The organism is Nocardia sp. NPDC049935 (genome assembly GCF_055586645.1).
Genome location: NZ_JBVJHV010000002.1, coordinates 910,403 through 929,112, shown reverse-complemented (window position 1 = coordinate 929,112; position 18,710 = coordinate 910,403). Strand labels below are relative to the sequence as shown.

General features: G+C 68.7%; 19 protein-coding genes. 7 read left to right on the top strand and 12 right to left on the bottom strand.

All coding sequences use genetic code 11. From position 1 onward, the window contains the following. The first annotated feature begins 194 nt into the window (after window positions 1-194). From ACZ6SF_RS12715 to ACZ6SF_RS12705, 3 genes are all read left to right on the top strand, one after another. On the top strand, window positions 195-1,235 hold the full coding sequence (locus ACZ6SF_RS12715; protein ID WP_466062189.1) for an NAD(P)-dependent alcohol dehydrogenase: 1,041 nt from the start codon (window positions 195-197) through the stop codon (window positions 1,233-1,235). Window positions 1,236-1,381: 146 nt separating this feature from the next. After that, complete coding sequence (locus tag ACZ6SF_RS12710) at window positions 1,382-2,179, top strand: mycofactocin-coupled SDR family oxidoreductase (protein WP_466062188.1); 798 nt, start codon at window positions 1,382-1,384, stop codon at window positions 2,177-2,179. A 1-nt stretch (window position 2,180) separates the two neighbouring features. Then, window positions 2,181-3,008, top strand: a complete 828-nt coding sequence (locus ACZ6SF_RS12705) for a mycofactocin-coupled SDR family oxidoreductase (RefSeq protein ID WP_466062187.1) — start codon at window positions 2,181-2,183, stop codon at window positions 3,006-3,008. A gap of 70 nt (window positions 3,009-3,078) precedes the next feature. Here the strand turns inward: ACZ6SF_RS12705 and ACZ6SF_RS12700 are convergent, their stop codons facing one another. Together ACZ6SF_RS12700 and ACZ6SF_RS12695 are read right to left on the bottom strand one after the other, a co-directional pair. Continuing rightward, entirely contained in the window at window positions 3,079-4,536 is a 1,458-nt protein-coding gene (locus ACZ6SF_RS12700; RefSeq protein ID WP_466062186.1) for a DHA2 family efflux MFS transporter permease subunit, read from the bottom strand. Between the two features lie 73 nt (window positions 4,537-4,609). Beyond that, a complete protein-coding gene (locus tag ACZ6SF_RS12695; RefSeq protein ID WP_466062185.1) occupies window positions 4,610-5,608 on the bottom strand; it encodes a GlxA family transcriptional regulator in 999 nt (332 codons plus the stop codon). 74 nt (window positions 5,609-5,682) lie between these two features. On the opposite strand from ACZ6SF_RS12695, the gene ACZ6SF_RS12690 reads away from it, so the two are divergent. Further along, window positions 5,683-6,522, top strand: a complete 840-nt coding sequence (locus ACZ6SF_RS12690; protein WP_466062184.1) for a dienelactone hydrolase family protein — start codon at window positions 5,683-5,685, stop codon at window positions 6,520-6,522. Window positions 6,523-6,537: 15 nt separating this feature from the next. Here the strand turns inward: ACZ6SF_RS12690 and ACZ6SF_RS12685 are convergent, their stop codons facing one another. The 6 genes from ACZ6SF_RS12685 to ACZ6SF_RS12660 all read right to left on the bottom strand — a co-directional run bounded on the left by ACZ6SF_RS12685 (window position 6,538) and on the right by ACZ6SF_RS12660 (window position 12,236). Beyond that, window positions 6,538-7,167 (bottom strand): VOC family protein, encoded by a 630-nt coding sequence (locus tag ACZ6SF_RS12685; protein ID WP_466062183.1) that lies wholly within the window; start codon window positions 7,165-7,167, stop codon window positions 6,538-6,540. A 135-nt stretch (window positions 7,168-7,302) separates the two neighbouring features. Next, a complete protein-coding gene (locus ACZ6SF_RS12680) occupies window positions 7,303-8,166 on the bottom strand; it encodes an alpha/beta fold hydrolase (protein ID WP_466062182.1) in 864 nt (287 codons plus the stop codon). A 174-nt stretch (window positions 8,167-8,340) separates the two neighbouring features. Further along, the gene (locus ACZ6SF_RS12675) at window positions 8,341-8,598 is read right to left on the bottom strand and encodes a hypothetical protein (protein WP_466062181.1); all 258 of its coding nucleotides are present in this window, start codon (window positions 8,596-8,598) and stop codon (window positions 8,341-8,343) included. A gap of 2 nt (window positions 8,599-8,600) precedes the next feature. Next, entirely contained in the window at window positions 8,601-10,277 is a 1,677-nt protein-coding gene (locus tag ACZ6SF_RS12670) for an FAD-dependent oxidoreductase (protein ID WP_466062180.1), read from the bottom strand. 24 nt (window positions 10,278-10,301) lie between these two features. Then, entirely contained in the window at window positions 10,302-10,673 is a 372-nt protein-coding gene (locus ACZ6SF_RS12665; RefSeq protein ID WP_449996374.1) for a nuclear transport factor 2 family protein, read from the bottom strand. Between the two features lie 27 nt (window positions 10,674-10,700). Continuing rightward, window positions 10,701-12,236 carry an FAD-binding protein gene (locus tag ACZ6SF_RS12660; RefSeq protein WP_466062276.1) on the bottom strand — a complete coding sequence of 512 codons (1,536 nt, stop codon included), beginning with the start codon at window positions 12,234-12,236 and terminating at the stop codon, window positions 10,701-10,703. Window positions 12,237-12,512: 276 nt separating this feature from the next. Here ACZ6SF_RS12660 and ACZ6SF_RS12655 point away from each other — a divergent pair, with 276 nt between their 5' ends. Both ACZ6SF_RS12655 and ACZ6SF_RS12650 read left to right on the top strand, forming a co-directional pair. Next, window positions 12,513-14,165, top strand: a complete 1,653-nt coding sequence (locus ACZ6SF_RS12655) for a flavin-containing monooxygenase (RefSeq protein WP_466062179.1) — start codon at window positions 12,513-12,515, stop codon at window positions 14,163-14,165. A gap of 148 nt (window positions 14,166-14,313) precedes the next feature. Next, a complete protein-coding gene (locus tag ACZ6SF_RS12650) occupies window positions 14,314-14,931 on the top strand; it encodes a PadR family transcriptional regulator (protein WP_466062275.1) in 618 nt (205 codons plus the stop codon). 4 nt (window positions 14,932-14,935) lie between these two features. Here the strand turns inward: ACZ6SF_RS12650 and ACZ6SF_RS12645 are convergent, their stop codons facing one another. The 4 genes from ACZ6SF_RS12645 to ACZ6SF_RS12630 form a co-directional block, all read right to left on the bottom strand. Continuing rightward, window positions 14,936-15,598: a Dabb family protein gene (locus tag ACZ6SF_RS12645; RefSeq protein ID WP_466062178.1), complete on the bottom strand. Its 663-nt coding sequence runs from the start codon at window positions 15,596-15,598 to the stop codon at window positions 14,936-14,938. Continuing rightward, window positions 15,591-15,938, bottom strand: coding sequence for a hypothetical protein (locus tag ACZ6SF_RS12640; protein WP_466062177.1), 348 nt, complete (start codon window positions 15,936-15,938; stop codon window positions 15,591-15,593). Before ACZ6SF_RS12640 ends, ACZ6SF_RS12645 begins: the two co-directional genes overlap by 8 nt. A gap of 200 nt (window positions 15,939-16,138) precedes the next feature. Then, on the bottom strand, window positions 16,139-16,483 hold the full coding sequence (locus ACZ6SF_RS12635) for a DUF397 domain-containing protein (RefSeq protein WP_466062176.1): 345 nt from the start codon (window positions 16,481-16,483) through the stop codon (window positions 16,139-16,141). A gap of 63 nt (window positions 16,484-16,546) precedes the next feature. Further along, the gene (locus tag ACZ6SF_RS12630) at window positions 16,547-17,407 is read right to left on the bottom strand and encodes a DUF5753 domain-containing protein (RefSeq protein ID WP_466062175.1); all 861 of its coding nucleotides are present in this window, start codon (window positions 17,405-17,407) and stop codon (window positions 16,547-16,549) included. 707 nt (window positions 17,408-18,114) lie between these two features. Here ACZ6SF_RS12630 and ACZ6SF_RS12625 point away from each other — a divergent pair. Beyond that, window positions 18,115-18,690, top strand: a complete 576-nt coding sequence (locus ACZ6SF_RS12625; protein ID WP_466062174.1) for a hypothetical protein — start codon at window positions 18,115-18,117, stop codon at window positions 18,688-18,690. Window positions 18,691-18,710 lie beyond the last annotated feature (20 nt).

Below are 18,710 nucleotides of genomic sequence, written 5' to 3'. Positions count from 1 at the left end.
GGATGGCCGGGTTGAACAGATGCCGACAACCGGCCTCCACAACCCGCGCTGTTCCGGCCGCGCCGGGCCGTTTCCGCAAATACTTCCGGCCCGCCGCACCCCGAACTAGCCTGGTCTCTACCAGTCGCATCAGCACGTTCTCCGCCGTTCCACCAGTACGCACCCAGTCGCTCGGCCCAGAGAGGACAGGCGCTATGAAGGCACTGCAATACGTGACGCCCGGGAAGGAACCCGAGGTCCGCGAGATTCCCACCCCCGAACCCGGCCCGGGTGAGGTACTGCTGAAGGTCACCGCGGCCGGGGTCTGCCATTCCGACGATTTCATCATGAACAACCCCCCGGAGATGTTCGGGATCGAACTCCCGCTGACCCTCGGGCACGAAGGCGCGGGCCGCGTCGAGGCCGTCGGCGACGGCGTCAAGGGCATCGATATCGGCACCGATGTGGTGGTCTACGGCCCGTGGGGGTGCGGGAACTGCTGGTTCTGCGCGCAGGGGCTGGAGAACTACTGCTCCCGGGCGGCCGAACTGGGCATCATGCCGCCCGGGCTGGGTTCGCCGGGCGCCATCGCCGAGTACCTGATCGTGGATTCGCCGCGCCATCTGGTGCCGATCGGCGATCTGGACCCGGTCTCGACCGTGCCGCTCACCGATGCGGGCCTGACTCCCTATCACGCGATCAAACGCTCGCTGGGCAAACTGCGGCCGGGATCGTGGACGGTGGTGATCGGGAGCGGCGGGCTCGGCCATGTCGCGATCCAGCTGCTGCGTCATCTGTCCTCCACCCGGATCATCGCCTTGGACGTCAACGACGAGAAACTGGACTTCGCGCGCTCGGTGGGCGCGCACGAGGCGGTGCTCTCCGACGACGAGGCCGCCGACAACGTCCGCAAGATCACCGGCCCGGCGGGGGCGAACCTGATCCTGGATTTCGTGGGCTACCAGCCGACCATCGATACCGCCATGGCGGTGGCCGGGGTGGATTCCGATGTCACCATCGTCGGCGTCGGCGATTTCGAATCAGCGGCGCGGATCGGATTCGGGATCAGCCCCTACGAGACGACCGCGACCTCGCCGTACTGGGGCGCCCGCTCCGAACTGATCGAACTCATCGACCTCGCGCACGAGGGCGTACTCGATATCGCCGTCGAACAGTTCTCCCTGGACGACTCCCCCGAGGCCTACCGCAAACTGGCCGCCGGAACACTGCGCGGCCGGGCGGTCATCGTTCCGTAGCGTCCGTGCGGCCGGAGGGCCGGCGCCGCTCCCGTTCAGCGGGAGCGGCGCCGCTCACTGCCCGGTCACCGGGAGGGGCGCGTTCGCGCGGTATCCGGCGAACCTAGCGTCGCCCGCATGGATGCGGGATTCACCGGGAACGCGCGATGAAGCGCCTACAGGACCGGGTCGCGGTGGTGACGGGAGCGGCGGGCGGTATGGGTCGCGCCCATTGCCGCCGGCTGGCCGAAGAGGGCGCCGATATCATCGCCCTCGACCTCGAGCAGAGTTCGGCCGCCCTGGCCGCCACGGCCGCGGAGGTCGAGGATCTCGGACGCCGGTGCCGCACCGGTTTCGCCGACGTGCGCGACGGCCTGGCGCTCGAGGAGGCCGTGAACTCCGGCGTCGCCCAGCTGGGCCACCTGGACGTGGTCGTCGCGAACGCCGGGGTGTACGCGGATCTGGCGCCCACCTGGGAACTGTCCGACGATGCCTGGCAGCGCGCCCTCGATATCAACCTCACCGGCGCGTGGCACACCGTCCGCGCGGCGGGCGCGCATCTGGGCGCGGGTGCCGCCGTCGTGATCGTCGGATCCACCAACGGCATCAAGGGCGGCGCCTCGGCCGCACACTATTCGGCGAGTAAGCACGCGGTGGCCGGGCTCGCCAAGACCCTGGCGAACGAACTCGGCCCGCAGGGAATCCGGGTCAACACCGTGCACCCGGGGTCGGTCGCCACACCGATGATCCTCAACGACGACGTATTCGCGAAACTGCTTCCGGATCACCCGAACCCGACCCGGGACGACGCGGCGCGGGTCCTCGCGCAGCGCACGATCCTCCCGGTCCCGTGGGTGGAACCGGTGGATATCAGCAACGCGGTGTTGTTCCTCGCGTCCGACGAGTCCCGGTACGTCACCGGGATCCAGCTCGTGGTGGACGCCGGACTTACTCAGAAGGTGTGAGATGGGACGGGTTTCGGGCAAGGTAGCGCTGGTCACCGGCGCGGCACGGGGAATCGGCCGGGCCCAGGCGATCCGCCTGGCCGAAGAGGGCGCCGATATCGTCGCCCTCGATATCTGCGGGCCGGTGGACACGGTGATCACCCCGCCGGCGGCACCGGAGGATCTCGAGCAGACCGTGCGCGCGGTCGAGCGGACCGGGGCCAGGATCATGGCCGCCACCGTCGACGTCCGCGACGGCGCGGCCATGCGCGAGGTGGCCGATACCGCCGTGGACGCGTTCGGCGGCCTGGACATCGTGTGTGCCACCGCCGGGATCACCTCCAGCGCACCGGGTCTGCAACTGACCGAGGCCCAGTGGCGGACCATGCTCGACGTCAACCTCACCGGCGTGTGGCAGACGTGCAAGGCGGCCACTCCGCATCTCATCGCGCGCGGCAGCGGGTCGATGATCCTCACCAGTTCCATCGCGGGACTGGTCGGGCTGGTCGGCGTGGCGCACTACGTCGCCGCCAAGCACGGAGTGGTCGGGCTGATGCGGTCGCTGGCCAAAGAACTGGCTCCGCACGGGATCCGGGTGAACACGGTGCATCCCACCAATGTCGATACCCCGATGATCCAGAACGATATGGTGCGCCGCTCGTTCCGCCCTGATCTGGAGAACCCGACCCGCGAGGAGTTCGCGGCGGCCGCGACCACCATGAACATGCTCCCCATCCCGTGGGTGGAACCGGTCGATATCGCCAACGCGTCGCTGTTCCTGGCCTCCGACGAGGCCCGCTACATCACCGCCGTCACCCTGCCGGTGGACGCGGGCAGCACCCAGCGTTAGGCGCTCCGCGAGCACGCGCCGCGGTGGTCCGCGCCCCGGGGATCACCTCGGGGCCGCGGACCACCGAACCTCACCGGCGCGGGAGCAACAGCGCCGGTATCACGGCGAGCGCCATGAGAATCGGCGCGATCAGATAGGCACCCTGGAACGCCTCCGCCAGCGCGGGGGCCAGCGCCGCGTGGGCGGCGGGATCCAGCTCGTGCAACGCCTGCAGTCCACCCGCGATCGGCAGCAGCGCGGACAGCACCACCGCGACCACCGCGGTGCCGATCGCCATGACCGTGGTGTTGATCAGGTTCACCGTGGTGCTGCCGCTCGCCTGCTGCTCGGGTGTCAGCGCGCGGGTCGCGGTGGTGATGGCGGGCATCATGGTGCCGCCGCCTCCGGCGCCCATGAGCAGCATCGCCGCGCACAGTCCCCAGTACGAGGAGTCGGTGTCCAGCTGGGCACGGAAGAGCAGGAAACCCACGACCCCGACCGCTATCGAGAGCGGCAGGTAACGTCCCGGCGGGAACCGGTCGATGAGCCGGCCCGCGATCTGCATGGTCGTTCCGGACGCCAGCGCGAACGGGATACCCAGCGCGCCCGCCACCAGCGCCGACTCGCCCCGGACCACCTGGAAGTACAGCGGCTGCAGCAGCATCGCGCCGAAGTAGCCCGCCGCGAACAGACCGAGCAGGGCGGCGGCCGCACCGACCTCGCGGCGCCGCAGGATCCGCAGATCGAGCAGCGGCTCCGGGGCGGTGAAACCGCGATGCACGAAGATCGCCACCAGAGCCGCGCCGAGCAGCAGCGGCAGCAGGACCGGGCCGGCCGGGAACCCGCCGTGCTCGCCCGCCGCGGTGACGCCGTAGATCAGCAGCGCCAGACCGGGTGACATGAGCGCGATTCCGACGGTGTCGAGCCGCCGCCGCGGTTGCGGATCATCGACGGGGAAGACTCGCACGGCGAGGATGAGTACCACCGCGGCGACCGGCACGTTCACGAAGAACATCCAGCGCCACGACATCTCGTCGATCAGATATCCGCCCAGCACCGGACCCGCGAGCGGGCCGACCAGGATCGCCAGCCCCATCGTGCTCATCGCGCGTCCGAGCCGCTCCGGACTGGCCGCGCGCAAGAGCACGGTCATCCCCACCGGCATGAGCAGCCCGCCGCCGAGTCCCTGCAGCACCCGGAAGGCGATCAGCGACTCGATGTTCCAGGCCGCGCCGGCCAGTAGCGAACCGATCGCGAAAATCGTCACGGCCAGCAGGTACAGGCGTTTCGCCCCGAATCGGCCCATCGCCCACGCCGCCACCGGGACCACCCCGGCGACCGCCAGCGCGTAGCCGGTCGATACCCACTGGATGGTCGCCAGCGGCGCCGCGAATTCGGCGGAGAGCCGGTTGATCGCCACGTTGACGATGGTCTGGTCGAGGGTGGCCATGATCGAGCCGACCACCAGCACCAGCGCGATCGTCATCGGATTCCGGGTGGCCGGCTCGGGCGGCGGTGCGGTGGCGGCGGTGCCGGTCGATATCGTCATCGGTTTCTCCCAGTGCTTTCGGCGTCCCCATCGGCCGCCGCACACCACCCTGCTTCCTAAACCAATGTTCAGGTCAAGGGGTGGTCGACCCGCCCGCCATGGCGCCGGTGCGGGTCGCGGTCGGTGTCTCGCCGGTGTACCTGCGATAGATGCGCCGGAATGCGGCCGGATCGGCGTAACCCACCGCGCCCGCGACCAGGTCGACGGGCAGGCGCGTGGTCGTGAGCAGGGTGGCCGCGTGCCCGACCCGGAGGCGATGCACGTACTGCGTGGGTGAGACGCCCAGACGTTCGCGCAGGCGGCGGGTCAGGGTGCGCGGCGACACCGCCGCGACCCCGGCCAATTCGGGTAGCGACAGTTGCCGGTGCAGATTGGCGTGCACATATTCTTCGACCGCGTTCAGCACCGGGTCGGTGACCCGGAGATGCTCGAGCACCATATAGCGCGACTGCGACATGCGGGCATCGAGCACCAGGTAGTGGGCGACCCGCTCGGCCAGCGCACCGCCGCCGAGGCGGGCGACAAGCGTCAGCAGCAGATCCGTATGGGCCAGGGCCGCACCGGCGGTGAGTACTTCGCCGCTGTCGACCACCATTCGGTCGGTGTGCACGAGGATATCGGGGAAGCGGCGGGCGAACAGCGGCGCCAGCCACCAGGTAGTGGTGGCAGCCCGTCCCGCCAGCAGCCCCGAGGCAGCGAGTACGAAGGTGGCCGAGCAGGAAGCGGCCACCGTCGCGCCGGAATCTGCCGCGCGCCGGATGGTTTCGACCGCCTGCGCGGTCGACGGCCGGGCCAGCAGTTCGGCGACACGCGTTTCGGTGGACGCCGACGGCCCCGGCAGCACCAGGACGTCCCCGGGATGGAATTCCACCGAGCCGAGCGGGGTTTCGGTATCGACGCCGATCGACCGCCCGCCGCTGGATCGGACCGGCAGCCCATCGAGCGATACGACGCGCTGCCGCAATCGCGCGCCCGCCGCGTCGCCGGCGATCCCGGCGGCCGTATCGACGATGTCCAGGCCGAGGCCGAGGGCACCCTCGAGTACGCCGTCCAACGCGAGGTGAGTGATCACCTGGCTAGATTAGACCGAATATTGTCGATCTCGCCAGTATCGGGCGCCGAGCGATTGCGGCAGGGTTTCGAGGTGTGCAGCAATATCCCCCGCAGGATCCCCGGGATGACGACCTCTCCGATTTCACACCCCGGTCGATCACCCTCGACGGAGCAACCCGCACGGTGTACGTCGCCGGCGCCGGGCCGGCCGTCGTCGTCATGGCCGAAATGCCGGGCATCGGCCCCGATGTGGCCCGCTTCGCGCGCTGGGTACGTGACGCCGGGCTCACCGTCTACCTACCCTCCCTGTTCGGCCGCGACGGCGCCTATCCGGAGGCCGAGGCAGGCGCCGACGTTATGAGACGAGCCTGCGTCAGCGCGGAGTTCCGGGCCTTCGGCGCGGGCCGGTCCAGCCCGGTCACGGTGTGGCTGCGCGCGCTGGCGGCGCTGGCTCATCGCGAATGCGGCGGTCCCGGCGTGGGCGCGCTGGGGATGTGCTTCACCGGCAATTTCGCGCTCACCATGATGCTCGAACCCGCGGTGCTCGCGCCGGTGCTGTGCCAGCCGTCGCTGCCGCTGGACGAGCCCGGCGGACTGGAGATTTCGCCCGATGAACTCGCGACCGTGCGGGAGCGGCTCGATCGCGAGGATCTGGTTGTCCGCGCCTACCGCTTCGCGGGTGACCGCTTCTGCACTGGGCAGCGCTTCGCCGCCTACGCCGCGGCGCTGGGCCCGCGTTTCGAGGCGCGGGTGTTGCCCGGCGAGGCCGCGAATCCCGCTCCACCGCCGTTCTTCTCACAGATCGTGGGCGGCCCGCACAGTGTGGTCACCGCGCATCTGGTCGACGCGGAGGGCGAACCGACCGCAGCGGCCCGCGACGAGATCATCGCCTTTCTCGTAGCCGGGCTCACTGCGGACGTTCCGCCGCGCTGAACGGCAGGACGGAGGTCACGCCGTGGCTTCCCATACGAACCCGTCCGGGTCGGTGAACGCGCCGAAGCCGCTGTCCATCACGATCCGGTGCGATCCGCTGCCCTCCGGCGACATCCCGGCGTCCTTCGCCGCGGCCTTGCGCGGATACATCGCCAGGGTCACCGGCGAGCCCGGGTTGGCGAACTCGGCGTACTTGCCGCCGAAGCTCTTGGCGACCGTGAATCCGCGATCGGCGTAGAACTTCCTGCTCGCCTTGACGTCCGCCACGCCGAGCAGCAGCACCAGGTGGTCGATCTCGCGGGTGAACGGCCCGACCTCTTTCTTCTTCGAGGTGTCGACCTTCCAGATCGTGCCGTCCGGCCCTCGCAGGACCGCGCCGTATCCCCACAGGCTCTTCTTCGCCGGTTCGACGACGGTGAACCCGGCTTCGACGGCGGTGGTGACGAGGCTGTCGACGGTGGACGGCTGGCAGACGACCAGCGACAGCAGGAATCCGCGGAACCCGGTACTGGGGGACTGCGCGGCGCGGAACCCGATCCGGTCGCCGAGCCCGAAGGCCGCCTCATAGGTTTCGGCGGCGGCCCGGGGGTCGGCCACTTCGAGTTCGATGGTGATATCGGTGCTGGTCTTCGTGGTGTTTTCCATGCTCATAACGATAGGAACGGGCCACCCCGGTGCCATCCGTGCCGACCACGGAACCCACCACGGAGAATCCGGTAGGTGGTTCGCCGGTAGCGCACGGCGGCCCGTCCGATCGCCTGGCGCGGCGGAGGCCGGCGTTCAGCCCTTCCGGGTGAGGAAGGCCAGCACGGCGGATTCGAACGCCGCCTTCTGTTCGATCATGGCCCAGTGGCCGCAATCGGGGAACACGTGCAGTTCCGCCTTGGGGATGGTGCGCATGGGCAGCAGCGCCATATCGAGGGGGCTCACCCGGTCGTCACGACCCCAGGTGACCAGCGTCGGCGCCTTCACCTTGTGCAGCATCGCCCACGGCGGCGGGGTGTCCGCGGCGTCCATGGCACGCACCATCGCGGTGAAGGCGGCCTTGCTGTACATCCGGCGGGCGCTGTCGAGGGTGGCGGGATCGGTGGCCTGTTCCCAGCGTTCCTCGATCATCTGCTCGGTGACCAGCGCCGGGTCGTAGACCATCGAATGCAGCCAGGCGATGAGCCGGTCCCGGGTGGGGTTCTCGGTGAACTCCTGCAGCAGCCGGATCCCCTCGCCCGGTCCCGGGCTGAAGATGTTCTTACCGATCCCGCCGATGGTGACGATCTTGCCCACGCGGTCGGGATGGGCGATGGCGTAGTTCAGCGCCACCCCGCCGCCCATCGAATTGCCGACGATATCCACCCGGTCCAGTTCGAGCGCGTCGACGAAACGAACCACCGCCTCCAGCGCGGTGATCATCGGATGCCCGCCGAAATCGTCGCTGACGCCGAATCCGGGGAACTCCAGGATCAGGCACCGGAACCGCTCGGCGAAGACGTCGAGGTTGCCGCTGAAGTTACGCCAGCCGGTGACCCCGGGACCGGACCCGTGTAGCAGTAGCAGCGGCGTGCCCGAACCGGCCTCGTGGTACCGCAACAGTCCCGCGTCGGTGCGCACTTCCCGCAGCGTCTCCGCGGCGCCGAGTACCGATGTCATCGTCCAACCTCCATCTCGCCTGCTTCGCCGACCACGGTGCCACTTCCGGGGCGGCGCGCGTGGGGATTTCCCGGTGAACGGACCGCCGGGTCCCCGGGTGTCTGTCCACGCCGAGCCGTTCGCGCAGAGGGGTACCCGAGAGAACGGTCCCCGGCGGCCGCCGTGGGCCGGTGATCAGCCGAGGCGGCCCGGTACCGGTTCCCGGCGCAGCCCATCGGTCGGCAATTCCCCCTCGGCGACCGCGCGTTCGATCGAATCGCGGAGGGCGGCGCAGGTGGGGATCCACCGGCTCGGTTCCCCGAGTGCCGCCCGGCGGGCGAACTCGGGGCAGGCCGATTCGGCGTCGTCGAGCCACTGGACGCTGGTGTGGCTGGGGCTGAATTTCTCGACCAGCACTCGATTTCCGCAGTTGGCGCACTGTATGGGTTGCACGGTTACTCCTCGGTCGGCCGGTTGCGGGCCGCGTGGCGGGCGCCGATGTAGCCGAACACCATGGCGGGTCCGATGGTGGCGCCCGCGCCCGCGTAGTCGTTGCCCATGACGGCGGCGGAGGTGTTGCCGGTGGCGTACAGCCCGTCGATCACGGTGCCGTCCGCCCGCAGCACCTGCCCGTTCTCGTTGTACACCAGCCCGCCCTTGGTGCCCAGATCACCGATACGAATCCGTAACGCGTAGAACGGCGCCCGGTCGATGAGGTCGAGGGTGGGGTGCGGGAGCGACGGGTCGCCGTAGTAGTTGTCGTAGGCGCTCTCGCCGCGCCCGAATTCGGTATCGCGGCCCGCGCGCGCGGATTCGTTGTAGCGCAACAGTGTCGCCTCGAGCGCCGCGGTGGGGGCGCCGATCGCTTCCCCCAGTCCGGCGATCGTCTTCGCGGTCACCACCAGGCCCGACGAGAGCCAGTCGGCGGGGAACTTCTGGCCGGGCATGATGCCGCCGATCGGATAGCGGTTCTTGGCCCGGGCGTCGAAGATCATCCAGGCCGGATCGTGACCACCGGCGAGCTGGGCGTGCACGAAGGTGACATACGGCGCGGCCTCGTTGGTGAACCGGACACCCGCGGCGTTCACGATGATCGACCGGGGAATGGACCGTTCCGAGACCAGGACCTGGTTGATCCCTTCGGGCCGCTGGAACGAGGGCATCCACCACGCGTCGTCCATGAGGTCGACGGCCGCGCCGGCCTGTTCACCGGCCAGGATGCCGTCACCGGTGTTGTCGGTGGAGGCGGCGCTGAAGTTGTCCCGTCCGCCGGGCGGGAGATGCTGTTTGCGCAAGGCCTGGTTGTATTCGAAACCGCCGGTCGCCAGGAGCACGCCGTGGCGGGCCCGGATCCGCACCTCGCGTCCGTCGCGTTCGGCGACCACCCCGAGTACCGCGCCCGTGTCATCGGTGATCAGCGAGCGCATCGGCGTATTCAGCCAGAGCGGGACGCGGGCGTCGCGCAGCGCGAGCCGCAACCGGGCGATGAGGGCGCGGCCGAGGGTGTCCATATGGCGTCGCAGCACCACGGCTTTCACCGCGCGCAGACCCGTCAGCAGCGCGGTCCACCGAGCCCGCCAGGTCCGGGTGACCATATTCAGCTGGACGAAATCCTTCGAGGTGATGAACAGACCCGGCGGGGTGGCCAGCGCGGCCGGTCGCAACCGGTCCTCGTCGGCGCCGAGTTCCCGCAGGTTCACCGGCAGCGGCTCGATCGAACGCCCCGCGGGCCGGCCACCCGGGGCCTCCGGGTGATAGTCGGAATAGCCGGTGCACCATTGGAAACGCAGATGCGGACCACTGCTCTCCAGGAAGTCCAGCATCGCCGGGCCCTGGTCGATGAAGGCGTCGAGATTGGCCGAGGGCACCCGGTCGCCGACCACCGCGTCCAGATAGGCGCGCACATCCGCGCGGGAGTCGCGCAGCCCCTCCCGCAGCAGCACCGGGTTGTTCGGGACCCAGATCCCGCCACCGGACAGCGCGGTGCTGCCGCCGTAGTAGGCGCCCTTCTCGATGACGAGGGTGTCCAGGCCCCGGTCGGCCGCGGCCAGCGCCCCGGTGAGACCACCGGCGCCGCTGCCGGCGACCAAGAAGTCCACCTCGTGATCCCAGTGCTGTTCGGTAGCGGGCACGGTTCTCTCTCTTCGTACTGGGACTCAGCCGAAGCTGATGTCGTCGGCCGACCAGAACGCGCGCATGCTGGTGATCCGCGCGTCGGAGTCGAAGGTCATGACGTCGATGGGTTCGACAGTGATGGTCTGGTCACCGGTATCGGTGACCACCCGGAAGGCGAAGGCGGCACTGTCGCCGCTCACCCGCAGGCTCAGCAGTTCGGTGCTGCGGCGCGCCGATTCGAGACTGCTGTAGAACGTCTCGATGGCGGCGCGGCCGGTATGGGCGGGCGCGCCGACGGGATCTTCCAGCGTGGCGTTCTCGGCGTAGAGTTCGGCGATTTCGGCCGCGGTCCCGGTCGCGACATTGTCGAGGTAGCAGCGCACCGCCGCGCGGATCTGATCTGGTTCCGGCATGGGATTTCCTGTTCTGAGGGGTCGGCGTCAGCGGCCGAGCAGGTCGAGGACGGCGAGGTGGCCGAACAGCATCGAGGCGCCGATCGGGTTGCCGCCGCCGGGGTAGACGGTGCCGCTGACGGCGGCCATGGTGTTGCCCGCGGCGTAGAGGCCGGGGATCGGCGCGCCGTCGCGGCCGAGAACGCGGGCCGCGGTGTCGGTGCGCAACCCGCCCTTGGTGCCCAGATCGGAGATTCCGAACGCGGCGGCGTGGAAGGGTCCCTGCCCGATCGGCACCATCGGCGACTCGCCCTGGGAGAAGGCGCGGTCGTAGGCCTCGTCGCCACGCCCGAAATCGGTATCGGCGCCCGCCGCGACCATCGCGTTGTACCGGTCGACCGTCGCCACCAGGTTCGCGGCCGGCACCCCGATGGCGGCCGCGAGTTCCTCGAGGGTGTCCGCGGTGTGCCAGAGACCGGCGGCCTCGTATTTCTCGGATTCGACCATCGAGACGTTGGTGGCCTGCACCGGCGGCCGCGCGCCCTCGCGATCGTCGTAGATCATCCAGAACGGCAGCGTGAGGGTGCCGGTGTTCAGGCGGTCGATGGCGGCCCGGCCCAGCCGGTCGTAGGGGGCGGATTCGTTGACGAACCGGTTGCCGTCCTGGTCGACGAAGATTCCGCCGGTGAACCAGAGCGCGAACGCCGACCGGCCGTCGGGATGGGTGAGCCCCGGTGACCACCAGGCCTGATCCATGAGGTCGGTATCGGCACCGGCGGCGATACCCGCCTGATGGGCGCGGCCCTGGTTTCCGGGCGGGCCCATGGTGTCGCGGGCTTCGCCGGGGACGCCGTAGTGCCGACGCATCTCGTCGTTGCCCTCGAAGCCACCCGCCGCGAGGATCACCCCGTGCCGCACCTTGATCGCCATCGTCCCGGAGGGTCGTTCGACCAGCGCACCGGTCACCCGGCCGTCCTCGACGAGCAGTTCCACCAGCGCGGCATTGCGGTGCAACCGGACCTTCGGATAGGTCGACAGCGCGCGCAGGAACCGGCCGATCAGCGCCTGCCCGCCGATCAGCAGATCCGGCGGCGGCGCGCCCAGGCGGTCGGTATCGAGCGGGCCACGCAGGTGTTCGCGCAGCTCACCGAGCTCGGCGGCCGGGAGCGGAGCCGGGACGATATGCCGCTGCCCGTCGAGCCGGGCTTTCGGCGCGGCACCGAAATAGTCGGGCCACGGATACATCTGGAATTCGAAATGCTCGTCGGTTTCCAGGTATTCGATCAGGTCGCGACCGCGGCGGACGAAGGTCTCCTGGAGTTCGGGCGGGGTGCGGTCGCCGACCACCGACCGGAAATAGATGAGGGCGTCCTCGAGGGTGTCGTCGGTTCCGGCCCGCTCCAGCACCGGATTACAGGGGAACCAGACCCCGCCGCCACCGGAATACGCGGTGGTGCCGCCGAATTTGTCGGTCGCCTCCACCACCGCGACCGACAGTCCCTCGCGGGCCGCGGTGTAGGCGCCGGCCAGACCACCGCCGGAACCGGCCACCAGCACATCCACTTCGTCGTCGAAGTCCACCATCGTCTCCTTCTGCTGCGGGGCCGGGCCGTGATCTGCGACCGGCACACGCGGTGTTCCGCTGCCGGCTCGCGCCGGTAGAGGCCGACGGTAGGTCGGGTGCCGCGCCACGGATAACGGCTCTCCCGGTCACCGGGAGGGCGGCCGGACGCGGTGCCGGTGGGCGCGGGTTCGAGTGCGGGGCGAGTGGCGGATTCAGGGGATTGTGCCGGTCAGCGGGAGACCCGGGCGCCGGGCTCGCCGGGGATACCTACCGTCGCAGCAGATCAGCGGATACCTATGCCCAAGGGAGGCACTGTGAATCACCCGACGACGCCGTCACCAGGGAGTACGCGGACCCGAGTCGACGTGGCGGTCGTCGGCGCGGGCATCGCGGGCCTGTACGCGCTGCACCGTTTCCGCAGCCGGGGGCTCACCGTCCGGGTCTTCGAGGCCGGCGACGGCGTGGGCGGGGTCTGGTATTGGAACCGCTACCCCGGCGCCCGCTGCGATGTGGAGAGCGTCGACTATTCGTACTCCTTCGACGACGACCTCCAGCAGGACTGGAACTGGAGCGAGAAGTACGCGACGCAGCCGGAGATCCTGGCCTACCTCGAACATGTGGCCAGCCGGTTCGACCTGCGCCGCGATATCGAGTTCGGCACCCGGGTCACCGGTATCGCCCTCGACGAGCAGACTCTCACCTGGCAGGTGGACACCGATACCGGAAGCGCGGTCACCGCGCGGTTCGTGGTGCTGGCCACCGGCCCGCTGTCCAACGCCAACACCCCGGCGATCGACGGACTCGGCACCTTCGCCGGACAGCTGCTGCACACCTCGGCCTGGCCACGCGAGGGTGTCGATCTGACCGGGCGGCGGGTCGGGGTGATCGGCACCGGGTCGTCGGGAATCCAGGCCATTCCGGTGATCGCCGAGCAGGCCGAGCGGCTGCACGTCTTCCAGCGCACCGCCAACTACAGCGTTCCGGCCGGGAACATCCCGCTCGACGACGCGCGTCGCGCCGAGCAGAAGGCGAACTACGCCGAACGCCGCCGGCTGTCGATGGCCAGCGGCGGCGGATCCCCGCACCGCGCCCACCCGAAATCCGCGCTCGAGGTGAGCGAGCGAGAACGCCGCCACGCCTACGAACAGCGCTGGCAACTCGGTGGGGTGCTGTTCAGCAAGACCTTCCCCGACCAGCTCACCGATCCGGCGGCCAACGACACCGCCCGGCTGTTCTGGGAGGAGAAGATCCGCGCCGAGATCGACGACCCCGCGGTCGCCGACCTGCTCGTCCCGCGCGACCATCCGATCGGCACCAAGCGCATCTGCACCGATACCCACTACTACCGGACCTTCAACCGGGAGAACGTGCGGCTGGTGGACCTGCGGGCGACACCGATCGACCGGATCGACGCGGGCGGCCTGCACACCACCGACTCGTATTTCCCCCTGGACACCCTGGTGCTGGCCACCGGGTTCGACGCGATGACCGGCTCGGTCGCCAAGATCGCGATCACCGGGCGCGACGGGCGGACCCTGAACGAGGCGTGGGCCGAGGGCCCGCGGACCTATCTGGGTCTGGGTATCCCCGGCTTCCCGAACTTGTTCAACCTGACCGGTCCGGGCAGCCCGTCGGTGCTGGCCAATATGGTGCTGCATTCGGAGCTGCATGTGGACTGGGTGGCCGACGCCATCGGTTTCGTCGAGGATCGCGGCGCGACGGCCATCGAGGCCCGCGCCGACGCCGCGGCCGACTGGGTCGCCGAATGCGCCGAGCGGGCGGCCGGCACCCTGATGACCCTCGCGAACTCCTGGTATCTGGGCGCGAACGTCCCGGGCAAACCTCGGGTGTTCATGCCGTTCGTGAGCGGTTTCGGGGTGTACGGCGAGATCATCGCCGAGGTGGCGGCGGCCGAGTACAAGGGGTTCGATCTGCACCCGGCGCCGTAGCCGGTGCGACCGGAGCACGGATGACCCGCTCGGCGGTAGTCATATGCCGGACCGGCATATGTTCACTGATAGCATTCGACGGGTGAAGACGAGCGAATCCGATCCAGCGCAGATCAACCTGCCGCCGACCAGCTGGGCGGTGCTCGCCATGCTCTCCTACGAGGAGGAGATCTCCGGGTACGACCTGAAGAAATGGGCCGACTGGAGTATCCGGTACTTCTACTGGAGCCCCTCCTACAGCCAGATCTACTCGGAACTGAAGAAGCTGGAAAAGCACGGTTTCGCCCACTCCCGGGTGGATGCCGACAATGCCATGCGCGGCCGCCGCCTCTACCGGATCACCCCGGAGGGGCGGGAGGCGGTGACCGCGTGGGCCGTGAAAGCTCCCGTCGACCGGCCGGTGCTGAAACATCATGTGATGTTGCGGATCATGCTCGGACATCTGAGCTCACCGGACCGGCTGAAAGAGATCCTGCGCGAACACATCTCCGAGGCCGAGCGGCTGGAACGCAGCGCCACGATCGACTCGGAGGCCGCGCGGTCGGAGCCCGGCTGGGCGTATTCGCAGATCGCGCTGAAATGGGCGCAGCGGTATTACGCCTCGGAGCGGGCGCTGGCCCAGGAGTTGATCGAGGAGATCGACGACGCCGAAACCCGGCTGGTGACCGCCGAACGCGACGACCAGGCCGCCTATCCCCATCCCACCCCGGGCAGCTGGCGCGCGGTGGAGCAGAAGGTCCGGGAGGACGAACCCGAACGGCGGTAGGCCCTCACCGGGACGTGGGGCCCAGTACCGATCCGGTGCCCGGGCAGAAACTGTGGCAGACCCGGTCGCGCACGATCACCTGCGGGCATTCCGGGTCGAACCACCGGTCCACCAGCCCCCAGTGCACCGGATGCAGGAGATAGGCGCCGGTGAGACCGTCGAGGTCGGCGAACTCCTGCTCCCAGACGTGCGTCCACCGCGTGGACCCGACGGCCCGCTCGACCGGGCTCAATCGCCAGGTCCGGATGGCGGGGAGATAGCGCGGCATCAGCAGCAGGTCGGACTCGAACTCGGCCACCCGGTCCGGGGTGGTGGCGGGGTCGACGCGGAGCAGCAGGGTGCGGTACACGGGTTCTTCCGCGGCCGGAGTATCGGCCACACCGCCGGCCCCCGGTCCGAAATCCGCCCCGTCGACGCGGGCCACATCAGGGCAGGCGCAGACCTCGTCCAGCCGCCGGGCCGCCGCCCGTCCCACGGCCGGGTCGGCGAACCGCAGACGCAGCAGGATATCGCCGCCGTTGCGTACCCCCGGAAGAGTCGGCCGCACCAGCGCCCGCTCGGGTGCCGTCTCGGCGACCACCCGGTTCAGAGCCGTCAGCAGACCCGCGAGCGCGATATCCCGGCGTTCACCCGGCACGAGGTGGATCAGGCGGATCAGTTCACACATCGCTGAGCGCCTCGACATCCCCGGCGGCCGCCGCCGACTCGCGGGTCCGCTCGGCGACGAGATGCCCCACCGCCGACCACCATTCACCGAGCGCGGGATCCGGCCGGCCCTTCCAGGTCATCTCCCACCAGGCCCGCGGCCCGTCGAGACGCCAGGTCACGGTCACCGTGTTCGACCGGTCGTCGAACCAGATCGGCGGGGCGACGAGCAGCCGTTCCAGCGTCATCCCGCGTTCCACCGCGCCCGGGGCGTACTCGGCGAGATAACGGTCCACGAACTCCCGCCCGCACCCGGGCGCCGTCACCACCCGGTCGACCACATACACCTGCGCCGTCGTCATCGGCCCACGGTATGAGCGTGTGCGACCGGCACGAATAGCCCGGTCCACTGTCCGGGATGTTCTCACTTCCCACTGGACCGGGTGATTCCGAGGTAGTGGTGGCCGAGCTCAACAATTCTCGCTGTCCGGACCGGATCACTGAAGTCACCCGGCAAGCGCGGGCCGACAAATGTTGAATGCTCGACCCTGGAATTGCTCGCCTAGGCCGCCGCGAATTCACCCACTTCTACACCAGCGATGAACGCCACCCATTCGGGGATGGTGAACCACAATTCGCCATCGTCGGCAACCACTGAGACCCCGAAGACACTGCGCAGCACAGCAGGCACCGTCGAATCCTTTTCCTGCGCCGGGTCGAGCACACTCGCGAGGAAGTTCTCCCATCGGGATGCCGGGACTTCGATCACCGGCTGCCGAGCCGGGTCGTTTCCGGACTCCAGCAGGTACTTGCTGTCCCGGATCTGCACCGTCTCGCCATGGAACCGGACCTCGACACAGGTGTGTTCCGAACCCGAGAAAGACGACTTGAACCACCGCGAACGCATGGCGTCAGCCTAGTCCAGAGCACGTGCCGCCGATCCGCGCAGAACGCTCGGAGGCCCGGACTGCTACGCCAGGTCCTGTCCTATTTCCCGGATCAGTTCGACGGAGGCGGTGCGATCCAGCGCGGACATGCGCGCCTGCGCGTATTGGTACTTCAGCTGCTCGATCAACCGGTGGTCGTCGATGAGTTCGGCGTACGCCGAGGACTCGATCCAAGCCATTGTCGGCAACCGTGGGCTTTCGAAGTCCAGAAAATGCACGGTTGCCGCGTTGACGGCCGCGCTCCCGTGGGCCGTGAACGGGATGACCCGCAGGTCGATGGTGTCCGGATGGCCCTCGATCATTTCGACGACGTGTCGCAGCTGCGCACGTTGGATCTCGCGCCCACCGACCTGCTGCATCAAGGCGGCCTGACCCACGACAACAGTAAGCCGCATCGGGTTTACCCCGGTGAGGCGCTTTTGCCGTTCGAGTCGTGCTCGCACTCGTTGTTCCGACTCCGCAGGCTTCGTCGCGACCGGGGAGCTGGTCAGCGCCCGTATGTAATCCGCGGTTTGCAGTAATCCGGGTAGCACGCAGCCCTCGTAGCTGTCGACGGATCCGGCACCGTGTTCGAGTCCGTAGTACCGGAGAGTGTCCTCGCCGTACAGCGCGGAGTACTGATTCCACCAACCCCTGTCCTTCGCGGTAGCGCGGAGCGCGAGCAGTTCGGTGCGTTCCTCCGCTCCGATCTCGAGCAGGTCCAGCAGCGCAACGAGTTTGACCTCGGTCATCACGCCCTTGAAGTTGACGATCTGTGACCAGTAGGTAGCGCCGATGCCGAGGGTCTTCTGTATCGCCCCCGAAGTCACACCGAGTTCCTTTGCACGTTGCCTGATTCGGAGCATGAGTTCCCAAACAGCAACGGTCGGGGATGTCGGCGGCATGAATCTCCCAGGGCTGTGGATTTCGTTGGAACGGCAGCGAGCATACCGGACTTCACTGATATGTTGAGTACTGAATTTCAGTACTGTAACTTCACCTTCGAGCTCGGGTTGAGCTCGAATCAGTCACCACCGCGCTCGAAGGGGATCGAGGGAATCGATGTCGGTGCAGGTAGTCGATGGGGTTTGGATGGTCAGCGACCGGTGTGCGCATCGGGCGCGCTCGGTCGGAGAGGGCAGCTGGGTGGTCTCGTTCCTACCCGGGCGGACACTCGACTTCGCACAGGCGTCGGCTGCGCTACATCTCGCGGAATTCGCTCGCAGTGCCGAAGAATTCGCGCAGATGCTCGGATTGACCACGCGCGAGGCCGTGCACCTCACGCTGATCGAGCCGCCCGCGACGCCCACCTTCCGGAACGGCAGGGAGCTCCGATGAGCCCGAGATCCCAGAGCACCGGCATTTCGCCGGAATCGCCTGCTGGGGTGCGGTATACCGTGATCGACGGGTGCGAGGCCGCCTGGTGCCTATCGGGTCACGCCATCCGGATTCTGCGAGCGCATACGGCGACCGGCACACTGCTGGCGACGACCGAGGTAGACCGCGCACCGGATCTCGCCGAGATGCGAGAGCGCTTTCCGAACCTGGCACCACTGTGGGACGCGGTCCGGCACCAATTCTGGACATACCCAACTGGAGCGGACGCCGGAGCATGACCGCTATCCGCTACCCCGACCCGGAGTCCATCGGCGAGATAACCGCCCGCTACCTGCTCTCGATGCCGACGACGCTCCCCATGCTCTACGGATTCCGCTACGACGGCACCGGTATCGACACGGAATGCACCGAGGTGGATCTGACCGGCGATCGCGGCGAGACCGAACCCAACCCACTGCATATGCGTGCCGCCGAGATCCGTATCGCGCTCGGCCCCGGGATGTTCGGTTTCGGACTGGTTTTCGTCGTCTCCGCCGATCAGCTCACCGACCGGCCCGAGAACCGCCACATCCCCCGGCGGATCCGCGCTGCCGCCCGGCGACTACCCGGCCCCGACGACCTGCTCACCGCGATCGTGATCGATGCCCGCGGCCGTCAGTGGTGGGCCGTCACCAGCCGTCACCTCCCCGAACTCGAACCGGTTCGAATACGGGTCCCGGCCGCACCGCCCGAGCGGTGGCGAATTCCGGAAACCCTCGACGCCTCACTGTGGACGGCCGCTCTCGCCCTCGACGACGCGAACCACCCCCACCTGCTCCGGCTACCCCGCACACCACCGGCGACCAGCTGATTTGCCCCTCACATCAATGT